At 49.6% G+C, this 14,779-nt stretch carries 15 protein-coding genes and 1 pseudogene; 5 read left to right on the top strand and 11 right to left on the bottom strand.

Annotated elements, in window-relative coordinates; genetic code table 11:
- Positions 1-41 precede the first annotated feature (41 nt).
- From QT397_13495 to QT397_13485, 3 genes are all read left to right on the top strand, one after another.
- Positions 42-896 (top strand): hypothetical protein, encoded by an 855-nt coding sequence (locus QT397_13495; protein WNZ58304.1) that lies wholly within the window; start codon positions 42-44, stop codon positions 894-896.
- Complete coding sequence (locus tag QT397_13490; protein WNZ58303.1) at positions 893-1,036, top strand: hypothetical protein; 144 nt, start codon at positions 893-895, stop codon at positions 1,034-1,036. Before QT397_13495 ends, QT397_13490 begins: the two co-directional genes overlap by 4 nt.
- 272 nt (positions 1,037-1,308) lie before the next feature.
- Positions 1,309-1,671 carry a hypothetical protein gene (locus tag QT397_13485; GenBank protein ID WNZ58302.1) on the top strand — a complete coding sequence of 121 codons (363 nt, stop codon included), beginning with the start codon at positions 1,309-1,311 and terminating at the stop codon, positions 1,669-1,671.
- Positions 1,672-2,236: 565 nt separating this feature from the next.
- Here the strand turns inward: QT397_13485 and QT397_13480 are convergent.
- The 11 genes and pseudogenes from QT397_13480 to QT397_13430 form a co-directional block, all read right to left on the bottom strand.
- Complete coding sequence (locus QT397_13480) at positions 2,237-3,079, bottom strand: IS3 family transposase (protein ID WNZ58542.1); 843 nt, start codon at positions 3,077-3,079, stop codon at positions 2,237-2,239.
- Between the two features lie 11 nt (positions 3,080-3,090).
- Positions 3,091-3,375 (bottom strand): annotated as a pseudogene (locus tag QT397_13475) (transposase).
- A 160-nt stretch (positions 3,376-3,535) separates the two neighbouring features.
- Positions 3,536-3,970 (bottom strand): nuclear transport factor 2 family protein, encoded by a 435-nt coding sequence (locus QT397_13470; protein ID WNZ58301.1) that lies wholly within the window; start codon positions 3,968-3,970, stop codon positions 3,536-3,538.
- Complete coding sequence (locus QT397_13465) at positions 3,954-4,829, bottom strand: patatin-like phospholipase family protein (GenBank protein WNZ58300.1); 876 nt, start codon at positions 4,827-4,829, stop codon at positions 3,954-3,956. Before QT397_13465 ends, QT397_13470 begins: the two co-directional genes overlap by 17 nt.
- 239 nt (positions 4,830-5,068) lie before the next feature.
- Positions 5,069-5,401: a hypothetical protein gene (locus QT397_13460; protein WNZ58299.1), complete on the bottom strand. Its 333-nt coding sequence runs from the start codon at positions 5,399-5,401 to the stop codon at positions 5,069-5,071.
- Positions 5,370-5,936 (bottom strand): patatin-like phospholipase family protein, encoded by a 567-nt coding sequence (locus QT397_13455; protein ID WNZ58298.1) that lies wholly within the window; start codon positions 5,934-5,936, stop codon positions 5,370-5,372. The genes QT397_13460 and QT397_13455 overlap by 32 nt, the downstream gene beginning before the upstream one ends.
- A gap of 316 nt (positions 5,937-6,252) precedes the next feature.
- Positions 6,253-7,125 carry a patatin-like phospholipase family protein gene (locus QT397_13450; protein ID WNZ58297.1) on the bottom strand — a complete coding sequence of 291 codons (873 nt, stop codon included), beginning with the start codon at positions 7,123-7,125 and terminating at the stop codon, positions 6,253-6,255.
- Positions 7,126-7,381: 256 nt separating this feature from the next.
- Positions 7,382-7,972 (bottom strand): Fe-S biogenesis protein NfuA, encoded by a 591-nt coding sequence (gene nfuA, locus QT397_13445; protein WNZ58296.1) that lies wholly within the window; start codon positions 7,970-7,972, stop codon positions 7,382-7,384.
- A gap of 108 nt (positions 7,973-8,080) precedes the next feature.
- Positions 8,081-8,761, bottom strand: a complete 681-nt coding sequence (locus QT397_13440) for a type 1 glutamine amidotransferase domain-containing protein (protein ID WNZ58295.1) — start codon at positions 8,759-8,761, stop codon at positions 8,081-8,083.
- A gap of 33 nt (positions 8,762-8,794) precedes the next feature.
- On the bottom strand, positions 8,795-9,826 hold the full coding sequence (locus tag QT397_13435; protein WNZ58294.1) for an NADP-dependent oxidoreductase: 1,032 nt from the start codon (positions 9,824-9,826) through the stop codon (positions 8,795-8,797).
- Positions 9,827-9,945: 119 nt separating this feature from the next.
- Entirely contained in the window at positions 9,946-10,536 is a 591-nt protein-coding gene (locus QT397_13430) for a TetR/AcrR family transcriptional regulator (protein WNZ58293.1), read from the bottom strand.
- Between the two features lie 220 nt (positions 10,537-10,756).
- Here QT397_13430 and metH point away from each other — a divergent pair, with 220 nt between their 5' ends.
- Both metH and QT397_13420 read left to right on the top strand, forming a co-directional pair.
- The gene (gene metH, locus QT397_13425; protein WNZ58292.1) at positions 10,757-14,452 is read left to right on the top strand and encodes a methionine synthase; all 3,696 of its coding nucleotides are present in this window, start codon (positions 10,757-10,759) and stop codon (positions 14,450-14,452) included.
- Positions 14,453-14,456: 4 nt separating this feature from the next.
- Complete coding sequence (locus QT397_13420; GenBank protein WNZ58291.1) at positions 14,457-14,675, top strand: DUF2970 domain-containing protein; 219 nt, start codon at positions 14,457-14,459, stop codon at positions 14,673-14,675.
- Positions 14,676-14,779: the final 104 nt, after the last annotated feature.

The following is a 14,779-nucleotide window of genomic DNA, read 5'->3' as shown; positions in this document are numbered from 1 at the left end:
AAACCAGAACAAACTCTAACTCGTAGCAATGGAGATGTATTTTGCGCCGAATACTCTTAGCAGCTCTCAGCCCATTACTGATATTTGGCTGTAGCCTCGATGACCTTCCCGATGATTTGAATCAGTCAACTATCAAGTACGATAAGGAAATGCGTTACCTGGTAGAGGATATCAGCGCCTACGCCAAGGGCATCAACCGTCACTTTCTCATCGTACCCCAGAATGGGGTTGAGTTGATTACTACGACAACTACCACCACTGGCCCCGTCGATGAAGCCTACCTGGATGCCACAGACGGCATTGCACAAGAGGCCCTCTTCTTTGGCGCAAATGGTGATATCAACGAGCCCACCAGCGAGTCTGAAACCGAGCGCCTGCAAACTTATCTGGATTTGGCGAAAGATGAAGGGGATACAATCCTAATCACGGACTTCACCAATATTGAGCGGGATATTGATGAGTCATATGAGAATAACGAAGAGGCTGGGTATATTTCTTTTGCCGCAGATAACGAACTCCTGAACGATATACCTCGGTATCCCGATGAGCCCTTCAATGTTAACTCTCTGGACATTGATGACCTTGAGGAAGCCAAAAACTTTGTCAATATTACCAATACCAGCAACTACTCTACGCCTCAAGATTTCATCGATAAACTGAGTGAAACCGATTACGACATATTGATAATCGACTTTTTCTTTGACGGTGAACCTTACACAGAAGAACAAATTGAGCAGCTCAGGGTAAAAGAAAATGGTGGGCGCCGCCTAGTGCTGGCCTATGTCAATGTCGGCGAGGCACAAGACGATCGTTATTACTGGAAATCCTATTGGTACAACACCCCTCCCGAATGGCTACTGGGGGAGTACCCGGTGAGTCAGGCAATTACTATGTGAAGTACTGGCAGGAGGGCTGGCAGAAAATTATCTTCGGCAACGATAATTCTTATATTTATATGATCGTTGATGCAGGATTTGATGGGGCCTATATGGATGGAATCGATGCATTTGAACACTTTGAATCTAATAATGATTAATCCTTCCAAGTAAATATGAAACTCAAAACAAACGCTTTATGGGGCTATCAGTCAAAGATAGCTCTATTTATTTGACGGCCGTTCGACTATAGAAACATAACATCAAGAAACAACAAAGCACTGGCATTTTAACCCAAAGTGGGTGAGTAGAGCCACAGCACCACAACTTTTTAAGTTGCACGCCCAATAGAAATCTACCCTCTACTTGAACTCACCAAATCATTTATGTAATGTTCGCCGTAAATCATAGAAACAAAAAGGAGAGATAATCCGTGAATAAAAGTATACCGAGTATATTAATAACAGGCCTTTTATTAGCAGGAAATGCGAATGCTTATGTTAACTGTGACGGTGTTATTACAAATTTTCAAGTAAACTCAGAAGGGACCTTACAGGTTACTTCCGAAGAAATTTGGGGGGATGATAAAGGGCGAAAAATATGCTCCGTAGAAGGACCCGCAGAAGGAGAAGAAAGTGGTGTTAGCAGTAGTACATGTAATGCATGGTTAAGTATTATACTGTCAGCCAAACTTTCTCAGACCACTATTAGAGTCCAATACCCAGATGGTGTCGCCTGCAGTACGATTCCAACTTGGGAAAGTGCGACTAAGCCTCATATGATTGACATACGCTAGCTCAATTAAAAATCACTTATATCTGGCTGTGACTGATTAATTAAAGGGATCCCGGCCAGATCGCTTCCAAGTTTACCACCCCCCAATACCATACCTAAATTGATCAATAAAGTACCCAATAATTCAAGGAAGTTCTAATGCACAAAAACATCTTTAACACCATAGTGGTTACAGTTATTTTTTTCACCTGCCGCATTTGCAGGGGAGATAGATACAATACCGTTAGACTGGAAACTTGAAAATTACACAGATAATGGGATTATAAAAGTCTTCAATGTCGCAGGTGATACCAATAACGTTTGCACATCCTTCCATATGGACTCCGCAACAACCGAAAGTAAAAATCGATTTTGGTCAACCGTCTTGGCAGCTAAAGCTTCAAATTCAAAGATGTTTGTCCGTTATGTAGAGTCAGACTCTGCAAGCTGTGAAATATCAAGCTTTGGGCAAAAGCCTACAAACTAGTTTATTTGCGCAAATAGATAAATACTAACCCGTTATACAGCCCCTCATAAGCTGAACGGCTGTATAACCTGGTCTTGCCCACAAAAAGTAGACACTCTAACTATGCGTATTTTCGCTCATACTCTGCTGGACTTACATAGCCCAATGCAGAGTGCCTACGAACCCTATTGTAGAAAATCTCAATGTATTCAAACACCGCAGCTTTTGCTTGCTCTTCGCTTTCGAATGCTCTGGCATAGACCATCTCGACTTTTAGCCTGCTAAAGAATGATTCCATTGCCGCATTATCCCAACAGTTAGCCTGGCGACTCATACTCGGCTTGCACTTACTTTCGGACAAGAGATCCTGGTATTTCTGCGATCGATATTGCACACCCCTGTCAGAGTGAACTATTAGTCCAGGCTTTATTTGTCGTCGCTCTAGGGCCATTTTCAACGCTCGATGTGTCAACTCATCGGTCATCTGGGAGTCAAATGCCCAACCTACAATACGTCGAGAGTACAGATCCATAACTACCGCGAGGTACAACCACCGCTCCAGAACCCAGATATACGTAATGTCACTGGTCCAGCGGCAATTTGGTCGATCCACATCGAAGCAACGCTTAAGTAGGTTGGCGGCGACATTGATATTCCTCTCTACGGGCTGACTATATCGAAAGCCTTTGCCGTTTCTCGCTTTAATATGCTCCTGTTGCATAAGCTTAGCGACGTAGTTCCACGAGCATGACTCGCCTAATTCTTGAAGCTCGCAAGCGATTCTAGGCGCTCCATAACGACCTTTAAACTCAGAAAACGTCTCTCGGATTTTCTCGATTGTTCGTATCTTTCTAATCGTGCGAGCAGATGGCAACCGCCCCCGCCATCGATAATAACCCGATCTTGAGACTTCTAAACACCGACACATCAAGCTAACCGGGAATGACCCTACATGCTCTTGTATCAGCGCGTACTTTACTCTTGGTGGTTCGCAAAGTACGCAGCTGCCTTTTTTAGAAACTCAACCTCCTGACGAGCTTCATGCAGCTCCTTCTTGAGCTTGCGAACTTCAGCGCTTTCCTGTTTGGAATAGTCGACACCGTCTAAACTATTGAACTGCTTATCAGACAGTCGATTAAATTGACGACGCCAGTTGTAGATCTGCTGTGCGCTGACGCCTAGTTCTCTTGCCACAGAAGCCGTTGTTACTCCAGGCTTTTCCGCTCTCTTAACTGCTTCTCTACGGAACTCCTCCGTATACGCCTGAGTTTTTTCTTACCCATGATACACCTCCGTGTTAGGCCTAAACCTAACTATACAGGGTGTCTACTAAACGTGGGTAAGTCTTAACCATAACGCCTAATTTAAAGTCAACCAAGTGGAAGACTTGTAAATGTACACTTCTATAGTTTTCTAGAAGTTAGGCCTGATGAGTTTCCTTATATTGAGTCACATACTGGGAAAGCCGCCCGGACATTTCCTCTGCCAATTTTTGCAGGGCGTTGAGCGGGCGTATCATCACCTCAAACTCAATAATCTTACCTTCATCATTAAAGCGGATAATATCCAATCCCTTCAGGCTCTTATCACCGATGGAGGCTGCGAATTCAAGAGCCAGATCGTGTCCCGATTCGGTAGTAAATTCACGGTCGTATTCAAAACTCTCAAAAACCTGCATCACCGTATTGAGAATCAGGCACACAGCAGCGGAACTGTGGTAGGGCTTAAAAAATGCCGGTGAACGAAAAACAGCATCTTCTGCAACGATCGCTGGTAAGCGACTCAGATCTCGCGCAGCGACCATTTCGTGCCATAGGGCAATAGATTCCGCTATTTTATTATTGGAATTGTTCATTGGAGACTTCCTCTTCACTCACTTGTTTTTGTAAAAATTCTCTCCCATCAGCACACCCCAACTCGTAAGTTTTTTGGGCTAGCTCAGGATTTGTGTAATCCCAAACACTGATGAATGGCGGTTTCGAGGGCTGGACATAAGTCCAATCCTGATCGCCTTTGCGCTGTGTAAATATGTCCGGGAACTGATCGTAACGACGGGTCAACAACACCAGCACCCTTCCCTTTCCATTATCCAGCCCTGCCACCGGGATGTTATCTACCACCCCACCATCGAGTGCTGTTCGCCCCCGCAACTTAAGTCTTGGGGTGAATGGCGGCGTACAGGAGGAGCACAAAATCAGGTCCACCAACTCCTCAATACTGGAACAATCCCGGGCTCGATAAAATTGCTGCTTAAAACCTAAGCGCTGGGCGATCTTGGGGTGAAGGCTGCGTAAAAAATGCTTATCGGCATAGTAGGCCATGGCCCCCACTCCAAAAGCCAAACCTCCAGATAGGCCTTTTGGTGGGTGAACAACCGCAATTCGCAACTCTGCGCCCTGCTGAAGGGTCTCCAGTCCATCGCGAAACAGCTCTAACATCGCATTGCGGTAGATTCCATATTGGGGGAACACAGGTTCTTTACCAAAAAGGTTTCCCCAATAAGCATTTTTTTCATTAGTCTCGAACGCAGTCCAGAAATGCTCTCGAGCCTCCTCCGTCTTACCCATCAGCACCAGGCTCGACATTAGGCCCCCTGCCGAAACCGCAGTAACCACCTTCGGAGAAAGACTAATTTCGTTGGCTATGGACTCCCAAAAGCCAATCTGCCAGGTACACCGCCCACCACCACCGGCAAAAACAACTTGGTCAAACATGATCGCGCTTCCCTGCAGCAGCCTTCCGGCTGGAACTTCCTGAGTCCATTCTGTGTTTTACATCCTCTCAAGTGCAGTTTCAGGCCGCTCTTTGCGTTACCGCCGACACTTTTGACCAATTAGTTTCAGCCTTCATGATGACATATTGATGACGACAACAATATGCAACTAATTGCATAAGCTAATCGAATCACAAGCATTGTGCAACTGATCGTCTTGATCCTGAACTCACTGAATACTCAAATTTCCACCAGGCGTTCCTTACCGGACACAAGCGCATCAAGAAAGGCATAACCGTCTGCAACCCCAATTTTCAAGGTGTGCCTCATCGCACTGGGGTCAGCAAAATTCCACATCCCGATGGGCAACGGACTGGAAGGCTGAACATAAGTCCACACCTGATCCCCCCTTTGCACACTGAAACTGTTCGGTAGGTGTGGAAAGCTCCCTGTATCCAAAATCAGAACCCGCCCTTTGCTAGCATCCAAGCCAGCGACCGGAGCATTACCTACCAGAGCTCCATCCAGCACCTCTGCACCATCAAGCGACAACCTTGGGGATATGGGGGGCACAGCAGGAACTCAAAATAAGCTGCTCAAGATCTGTCCCATCTTTGCATTTACTCACGGGGTGAAACATTTGGCGGAACCCAAGATGTAACGCTGTATTTGGATGCAAGTCGTGAAAGATGTGTTTGTTAGAGTAGAAAATTGCCAGCCCCAGCGTTAGAGCGAGAGGCACAGGCAACCATTCCGGGGGATAAGTCACTGCAATTCTGAGGTCGGCAGATTGACGCAGAGGCTCAAGACTATCGTGAAAAAATTCATGTACCCCTTTGCGATAGATCTCAAAGTGCGGAAAAATTGGTTCTTTGCGGAATGAATTATTCCAGTAGAAATTCCTTTCATTTTTTTTGCAAACAGAGTGAAAGTAATTAACACCCTCACGGCAGCGATCCGTAAGCATGAGTGCCGCTACCATGCTGCCTCCGGATGCAGCACAAACAACTTTCGGCCGGATCGGTAATTCGCGACTTAGGGATAACAAAAAACCAAGCTGCCAAGTGCAACGGCTTCCACCGCCACCAAAAACCATTTGATCAAACATGACGACACCCTCTAAAAAAGGCTATCGAAATAAATACGGGTATTTTTGGTTTTAATTTTAGGCAGGAGTTTTTGTCTCTATCGCCACCAAGCGTTAAAGCGAGATCACAGTTAATGGCTCTCTCCCAACTATTACGCATCACAATCAGCAAACCTGCCAACCACCTTGATACAAATAGATATAAAAAAGGCTTCACTTTTCAAACCAACTAGGCATTGAGACTAAAGGTGTCTTTATCTCAACACTCAGTGCAAACCTATGAGTAACTTTAAGATCGTAACCTTCCAATCAGTAATTCAAGATATCCCCAGTCACATCAGGGAGGACTCTCAAGTAACCGCCCTTCGCCACTCAGTGCCGCTAAAAATGCACGGCCATCTGCAATCCCCATACGGAAAGTATCTTTCACCTCTTCCGGACTGGCAAAATCCCAAACATTAAGTGGAACATGTCCAGAGGGCTGAACATATGTCCATTCCTGGTTAAATTTTTGTACCGTAAAACGGTCCGGCAGCTGTGGGAAACGTCGGGTTAGCAAAATAAGCACCCGTCCTTCAGCGGTATCCAGCCCACCAATAGGCACACTATCTACAACCCCTCCATCCAATACCTCTGCACCGCCCTGCTTCAGACGCGGCGTCAGAGGTGGCGTGCAGGATGAAGTAATAACCAGCTTCTCTAACTGGGACGGATCCGAACAGTGACGAACTTTATAAAAAGATTGGCGGAAGCCCAATTTAAGTGCAGTAGTGGGGTGAAGGTTCGGGAAAATATAAGTATCAGAGTAATCAATCGCTGCTCCAATCATTAACGCGATCGGACCAGGCAGCCATTTCGGCGAAGTACTGACTCCAATACGTAGGTCTGAGGCTTCCCTAAGTTGATCAAAGCCCCCAGAAAATAAATCGCTTAATGCTCGACGATAAATTGTATAGTGCGGGAATACAGGATCTTTGCGGAACATATTACCCCAATGGATATTTTTCCCATTGGATTTAAATGCCGAAACGAAGTAATCCACTCCATCGAGTGACCTGTCCATCAGAACCAGGCTGGCGACCAGGGCGCCAGCGGATACTGCACTGACCACCCTGGGTGCCAGATCAATTTCCTTTGCAACCGACTCCCAAAAGCCGATCTGCCAGGTACAGCGCACGCCGCCACCGGCAAACACCACTTGGTCAAACATAGATTGTTCTTCCCTGGAGTTGGCGCACAAGCAATCACTAGCATGACCAATCACTGGATCGCTGCACCGGCACTTTACATTGCCCCAGCGCCTCAAAAGCACCGAGGAATATTTCAAATATATACAGTGTGGGAGTAGTTCGTAGGGAGGCTTACGCAGGATCTAACCTGAGAGGTTCACAGAAATAAAAAAGGCGAACACAAGGTTCGCCTTTTTCTTTTGAGCCACTTGGCCGACTCAGAATGGTCTCAGGAACTCAGTAGTAGGCCTGGGACTTGTCGGTGTGGTCAGTAATATCTTTCACGCCTGCTAATTCGGGGATTTTCTCTTTGAGAGTCTTTTCCACGCCTTCCTTCAAAGTCATATCAACCATGCCACAGCCCTGGCAACCGCCACCAAACTTCAACACAGCAAACATATCCTCGGTCACTTCTACCAGGCTTACCTGGCCACCGTGAGCTGCCAGGCCCGGATTAACCTCGTTGTACAAAACATAGTTGATACGGTCCTGGATAGGGCTGTCGTCGGTAATTTTCGGCATACGGGAGTTGGGCGCGCGAATCGTCAGCTGCCCGCCCATCTTGTCCGAAGAGTAATCGACCCGAGCATCATCCAGATAGGGAACGCTGCGCCCTTCGAAGTAAGCTTTGAGACCGTTCATTTCCAACATCACATCACCTTCCTCCTCCTCTCCCGGGCGGCAGTAGGCGATACAAGTCTCGGCGTTAGGTGTGCCGGGACTGGAAACAAACATGCGAATGGCAATTCCCTCACAGTCCTGTTTGGCCAACAGCTCTTTCAGGTATTCCTGAGCGGGTTCAGTAATAGTGACATTCAAATCAGACATATAGGCTCTCAAATAACCAAGCTTCTTTGTCGGGTATTCTACTCTCAGAAAGACTCAAGGGAAACCGGTCAGTTGGAACCCTTTCGACCGACCGGCCTCACCACTCTCCTAGGTGGGGATAAATCCCATAAGAGTCTGGGCGGTTTCCTCTGAAGAGGCCGGATTTTGACCAGTTACCAGTTTGCCGTCTACCACTACGTAGGGTGCCCAATCACCACTTTTGGAGTAGTTTCCACCATTTCCCTTGAGCATATCCTCAACTAGGAAAGGCACGACATCCACCAGTTCAACCGCAGCCTCTTCCGAGTTGGCAAACCCGGTCACACCTTTTCCCGACACCAGGTAAGCGCCATCCTGGCGGCGTGTATGACGGAAAATGCCCGGAGCATGGCACACAGCACCGATCGGCTTGTCTGCGGCAAAAAAGTTCTCAATCAGTGCAATTGAGACCGGATCTTCCGCAAGATCCCACAAGGGACCATGGCCACCGGGATAAAAGACTGCATCAAAATCAGACTCATTCATATCAGCCAATTTGTGGGTATTGGCCAGAACCTGCTGAGCATCGGCGTCAGCCTGAAAGCGATGAGTCGCCTCCGTCTGAAAATCTGGCTCATCACTCTTGGGATCCAGAGGCGGCTGCCCGCCTTTTGGAGAGGCCAGGGTCACTTCAGCACCGGCGTCCTTGAAGATGTAGTAAGGTGAGGCAAACTCCTCCAGCCAAAACCCCGTTTTCTTGCCGGTATTCCCCAGTTCATCGTGGGAAGTCAAAACCATCAGTATTTTCATATTTCTGTCCTTATAAACTTTGTCAGCTTTGCTTCAATCATCATTTCCTATGCGCACAACTAACTTGCCGAAGTTCTTTCCTTCCAGAAGCCCGATAAATGCATTGGGTGTTTCTTCCAACCCTTCGACCATATCCTCAAGATATTTAATACTGCCTTCCGCAACCCACTGACTTAATGTACGTACCGCTTCATGAAAACGTTCGTAGTAATCGAAAATAATAAAGCCTTGGATTTTCAAGCGTTTGGTCAGCACATCCCGCATTAACAAACTGGTCCGATCCGGGCCTTGCGGCAATGAGGTTGCGTTGTACTGAGAGATAAGCCCACATACAGGAATCCGCGCAAAATCATTTAATAGCGGTTGCACCGCATCAAAGACCTTGCCACCAACACTTTCAAAATAGATATCGATACCGTCAGGGCAAGCCGCAGCCAATTGATCGACAAAATCTTCGGCGCGGTGATCCAGGCACAGGTCGAAGCCCAACTCCTCTACCGCATAGCGACACTTTTCCTCACCTCCAGCAACACCGATTACCCGGCACCCTTGCAACTTGCCGATTTGTCCAACTGTTGCCCCCACAGGACCGGTAGCAGCTGCAACTACCAGAGTCTCCCCTTCTTTTGGCTCCCCAATTTCCAGCAAACCAAAGTAGGCGGTGATTCCCGGCATACCCAGCACTCCCAGGGAGAAGGAGGGGTAATCCGGATTTTTACCCAAATTAATCAACCCGGTACCATCAGAAATGGCGTAGTCCTGCCAGCCGCTATAACCGAGTATCCAATCCCCCTCCTCGAAGCCATTCAATCGGGACTCAACCACACGGCTCACCGTCCCTCCAACCATGGTCTCTCCCAGTGAAACAGGCTCTGCGTAGGACTTCGCATCACTCATTCGCCCCCTCATATAGGGATCGAGCGATAGGAATACTGTGCGCAACAGCACCTCGCCGACTTCCGGCTTGACCACAGGGGCATGCTCCAGGCGGAAGTTATCTGTCGTCGGGGCACCTTCAGGGCGGGATGCCAATACCAGGCGGCGGTTTATATCGCTCGATTGCATTCTCTATTCTCCATAACTTCGTAAAATGGAAGTCAAAGTCGCCAAATTAGACCGGTCGTCTAGAAAGGCGCCATAAAAATACCCGCAACGGTTTTCCCCTCGCGGGCTCAGTAAAAAACTCAGTGTTTCCCCAGTATCTCCTGGGTCGCCAGCATCGCCTCTGCCATTGGCGTATCGTTGCGGTTTAACTTGGCCAACAGGCTGGCTCCCAGCCACAGCTGGTACAAGGAAGCTGCGGTGGCACGGGCATTGAGGGTGCTAGGCAGAGAACCGTCTTCCCCTGCCAGCTCGATACAATTCTGGAGCTTCTGAATAATATGCTCAGTCCCATCTCTGAGGATAACCCGCATCGATTCAGACAGGTCTGCCACCTCAGCGCTAAGCTTAACCACCAGGCAGCGGTGTGCATCGTAACGCTCCCCACTACTCTTCTGCCAAGCATCAAAATAGGCCAATAAATTATCGGCGGCAGATTGATCCCGGGAGGAAAAGCCAACGTCCATCTGTTCCAGGTAGCTGCGAAAATAATCTTCCAGCAGAGCCTCGCCAAATTGCTCCTTGGACTTAAAGTAGTGATAAAAGGATCCCTTTGGCACACCGGCGGTTTTGAGAATTTCACTCAAACCTACACCGGAGAAACCTTTTACGGCCATCACGGTGTAACCGGTATCCAACAAATGTTGGCGAGTATCTTCATAGCTGCTTTTCATGCCTATCACTCTACGCAAAACTAGACCGGTCGTCTAGGGATTTATAGTGATTAGGAGCTGTAGAGTATCTATAAATTGCTCAACTTTATTCAAAACTGCTCTGTTATTGTGGTGGAACAACCAAAAAGGCGTAAGTCGCAGCCGGTGAGTGGGCGTGACTGTGCTAAGATTGGCGCCATTCCCACCATCGGCAAAAGATCGACAATATAAGGATTGGTAAATGTCCCAGCAGTCCCGCGACCAACGTCTCGAGCAAATTAATGCCGCGCTTGCGCAGCGTATCCTGATTCTGGATGGCGCTATGGGGACGATGATCCAGAGGGAGAAACTGGAAGATGCCGATTACCGGGGTGAGCGCTTCGCCGACTTCCCACGCGACTTGAAAGGCAATAACGACCTGCTCAGCCTGACCCGCCCGGAGCTAATCGAAAAGATTCATCGGGAGTACCTTGAGGCGGGCGCGGACATTATCGAAACCAATACTTTTAACGCGACCCAGCTGTCCCAATCTGATTACGATATGGAACACTTGGTAGTAGAGATCAACCGGGCCTCCGCAGAGATCGCGCGCCGTGCAGCAGATGCACTCTCTACCCCAGAGCGCCCGCGCTGGGTAGCCGGGGTCATCGGCCCCACTTCCCGCACCGCCAGTATTTCACCAGACGTCAATGATCCAGGGGCACGCAATGTCACTTTCGATGAACTGGTAGAAAACTATGTAGAAGCGGGCCGCGCTTTGGTCGAAGGCGGCAGCGACCTGATCTTAATCGAAACCATTTTTGACACCCTCAATGCCAAGGCCGCTATCTATGCCATGCAGCAGCTCTTTGAGGAGCTGGGTTTCGAATTGCCAATTATGATTTCCGGCACCATTACCGATGCCTCTGGCCGCACCCTTTCCGGCCAAACGACTGAAGCTTTTTACAATTCCGTTGCCCACGCAAAGCCAATTTCTGTGGGGCTCAACTGTGCCCTGGGCGCCACCGAATTGCGCCCTTATGTGGAAGCCTTATCGGGCGCCTGTACCTCTAATGTCTCCGCCCACCCCAACGCGGGATTGCCCAATGAGTTTGGCGAATACGACGAAACCCCTGAGCAGACCGCCGCAATCGTAGCGGAATTTGCCCGCAGCGGATTTATTAATATCCTCGGCGGCTGTTGTGGCACCACCCCCGATCATATTCGTGCAATTGCCGACGCAGTGGCCGATATACCCCCACGACAGCAGCCGGAAATAAAACCTGCTCTGCGCCTGTCCGGACTGGAGCCATTTGTCGCCGATGAAAACGCCTTATTCGTCAATGTGGGCGAGCGTTGCAACGTCACTGGCTCCGCCCGATTTAAGCGCCTGATCCTTGAAGAGGACTACGACACCGCCCTGCAAGTGGCTGCCGCCCAGGTAGAGGATGGGGCGCAGGTAATCGACTTCAATATGGATGAGGCGATGCTGGATGCACTCGCCGCTATGCGCCGCTTCCTCAACCTTGCCGCTACCGAACCGGATATCGCCAAGGTGCCATTTATGGTGGACTCCTCCAAGTGGGAGGTGATCGAGGCCGGCCTGCAATGCATCCAGGGCAAGCCCATTGTGAACTCCATCAGCCTCAAGGAAGGCAAAGAGGAGTTTATCGAAAAGGCCCAACTGTGCCTGCGCTACGGTGCGGCTGTGGTGGTGATGGCTTTTGATGAAGATGGCCAGGCGGATACTTTCGAGCGCAAAATTGAGATCTGCAAGCGCAGCTACGATGTGCTGGTCGATGAAGTCGGCTTCGATCCCACCGATATTATTTTCGACCCGAATATTTTTGCTGTCGCCACCGGTATTGAGGAACACAATAATTACGCGGTGGACTTTATCGAGGCGTGCCGCTGGATTCGCGCAAATCTGCCCGGTGCCCAGATCAGTGGCGGCGTCTCCAATGTTTCCTTCTCTTTCCGGGGCAACAACCCGGTACGTGAAGCCATTCATTCAGTATTCCTGTTTCACGCTATTAAAGCCGGCCTGAATATGGGTATCGTGAACGCCGGGCAGCTGGCGGTTTACGACGAACTCCCAGAGGAGCTGCGGGAAAAAGTTGAGGATGTGATCCTCAACCGCAGCCCGGATGCCACTGAAGCCCTGCTGGAAATTGCCCCCAAATACCAAGGGGATGGCGGCGGTGCCACACGCAAAGAGGACCTGAGCTGGCGCCAATTGCCTGTGAAGGAACGCCTGGCACACTCCCTTGTGAAAGGCATTAACAACTATATCGAGGAAGATACCGAAGAGGCCCGCGCAAGTTCCTCACGCCCACTGGACGTGATCGAAGGTCCACTGATGGACGGTATGAATATCGTTGGCGACCTGTTTGGCGAAGGGAAAATGTTCTTGCCCCAGGTAGTGAAATCCGCCCGGGTTATGAAACAGGCGGTAGCCTACCTGCAACCCTATATTGAAGCGGAAAAAACCGAAGACAGCCGCTCCAACGGCCGTATCCTGATGGCCACTGTTAAAGGGGATGTGCACGATATTGGCAAAAATATCGTGGGCGTGGTGCTGGCCTGCAACAACTATGAAGTGATCGACCTCGGCGTGATGGTGCCAGCGGCAACTATTCTGCAAACAGCAAAGGAAAAGGAGTGTGACATTATCGGCCTGTCCGGCCTGATCACCCCATCCCTGGATGAAATGGTTCACGTAGCCGCCGAGATGGAGCGTCAGGGGTTTGATATCCCATTATTGATCGGCGGAGCCACCACCTCCAAAGCCCATACCGCCGTAAAAATTGATCCCCAATTCCACCGCAACCAGGTGGTGTATGTAGCCGATGCATCCCGCGCCGTAGGCGTGGCCAGCAGCCTGATTTCCAATGAGCTGCGCCCAGCCTTTGTGGAAAAAATCCAGGCAGAGTATGACAAGGTGCGCACCCGCACCGCCAACCGCAAGCGCAATGACACCCGCTTAACCTACGAGGAAGCGCGGGATACCGCTCCGGAATTTGATTGGAAAAACTACCAGCCAGCACGACCCAACAAGCTGGGCCTTACCGTGATCGACGATTTCCCTCTGGAGAAACTGCTCGACACTATGGACTGGACGCCTTTCTTTATTTCCTGGGATTTGGCGGGTAAATTCCCGGCAATCCTTGAAGACGAAATTGTGGGAGAAGCCGCTACCGATCTCTACGACAACGCCCAGCGTATGTTGAAAGAGATTATCGATAAAAAGCTATTGCGCGCACGGGCCGTATTCGGCCTATGGCCAGCCAATAGCGTCGGCGACGATATCATCGTCTACAAGGATGAAAGCCGCAGTGAGGAGCTGGCTCGCCTTCACCATATGCGCCAGCAGGTACAGAAACGCGGTGGTGATGGCCTGTGCCGCTCCCTGGCAGATTTCGTCGCGCCGCTGGAGTCCGGCCAAATAGACTATGTGGGCGGCTTCGCGGTTACCACTGGCATCGGCGCAGACGAGTTGGCAGATACCTACGAAGCCAAGCACGACGATTACAACGCCATTATGGTAAAGGCCCTGGCAGACCGTATGGCAGAGTCCTTTGCTGAGACACTGCACCGTTTGGTGCGAAAAGAATATTGGGGCTATGCCGAGGACGAAACTCTGAGCAATGAGGAGCTGATCAAGGAAGCCTACCAGGGCATCCGCCCAGCCCCGGGCTATCCCGCCTGCCCCGATCATTCGGAAAAAGCTACCCTGTTCAAATTGCTACAAGCGGAGCAAAATGCAGGCGTCAGCCTTACCGAGCACTTTGCCATGATGCCCGCAGCTGCGGTGAGCGGTTGGTACTTCGCCCACCCCCAGGCAAAGTACTTCAATGTGGGCAAAATCGGCAGGGATCAGCTGCAAAGCCTGGCTAAACGAAAAGGGGTCAGCGAACCGGAATTGGAGCGCTGGCTACGTCCCAACCTCGAGGAGTGAGCCTGTGGAAGATAATAATAAGAAAGCGAAAAAGCCCAATTTCGGCCAGGTGGTAGTCAGTACCCTGGCCGCCGCGATTGGCGTGCAGAGTGATAAAAACCGCGAAAGGGATTTTCAAAGTGGCAGTATTATGACGTACGTTATTGCCGGCGTTGTTTTTACCGCCGTATTTGTAATCGGATTGGCTCTTATTGTGAAAATAGTACTCGGCAATATGGGCTAAGAGCGCAGAGTGCTTTCCATCAGCTAGCAGCTATACAAATAAGCCGAGCTAAATGTCTATCGCTAATGCCCGGGACTACACAACTCCGGGCCAGCAGCGGGCTA

It is taken from the genome of Microbulbifer sp. MKSA007, from assembly GCA_032615215.1.
Classification (GTDB): Bacteria; Pseudomonadota; Gammaproteobacteria; order Pseudomonadales; family Cellvibrionaceae; genus Microbulbifer.
The sequence above is the reverse complement of the archived record's forward strand: the minus strand, read 5'-3'. Positions and strand labels throughout refer to the sequence as shown.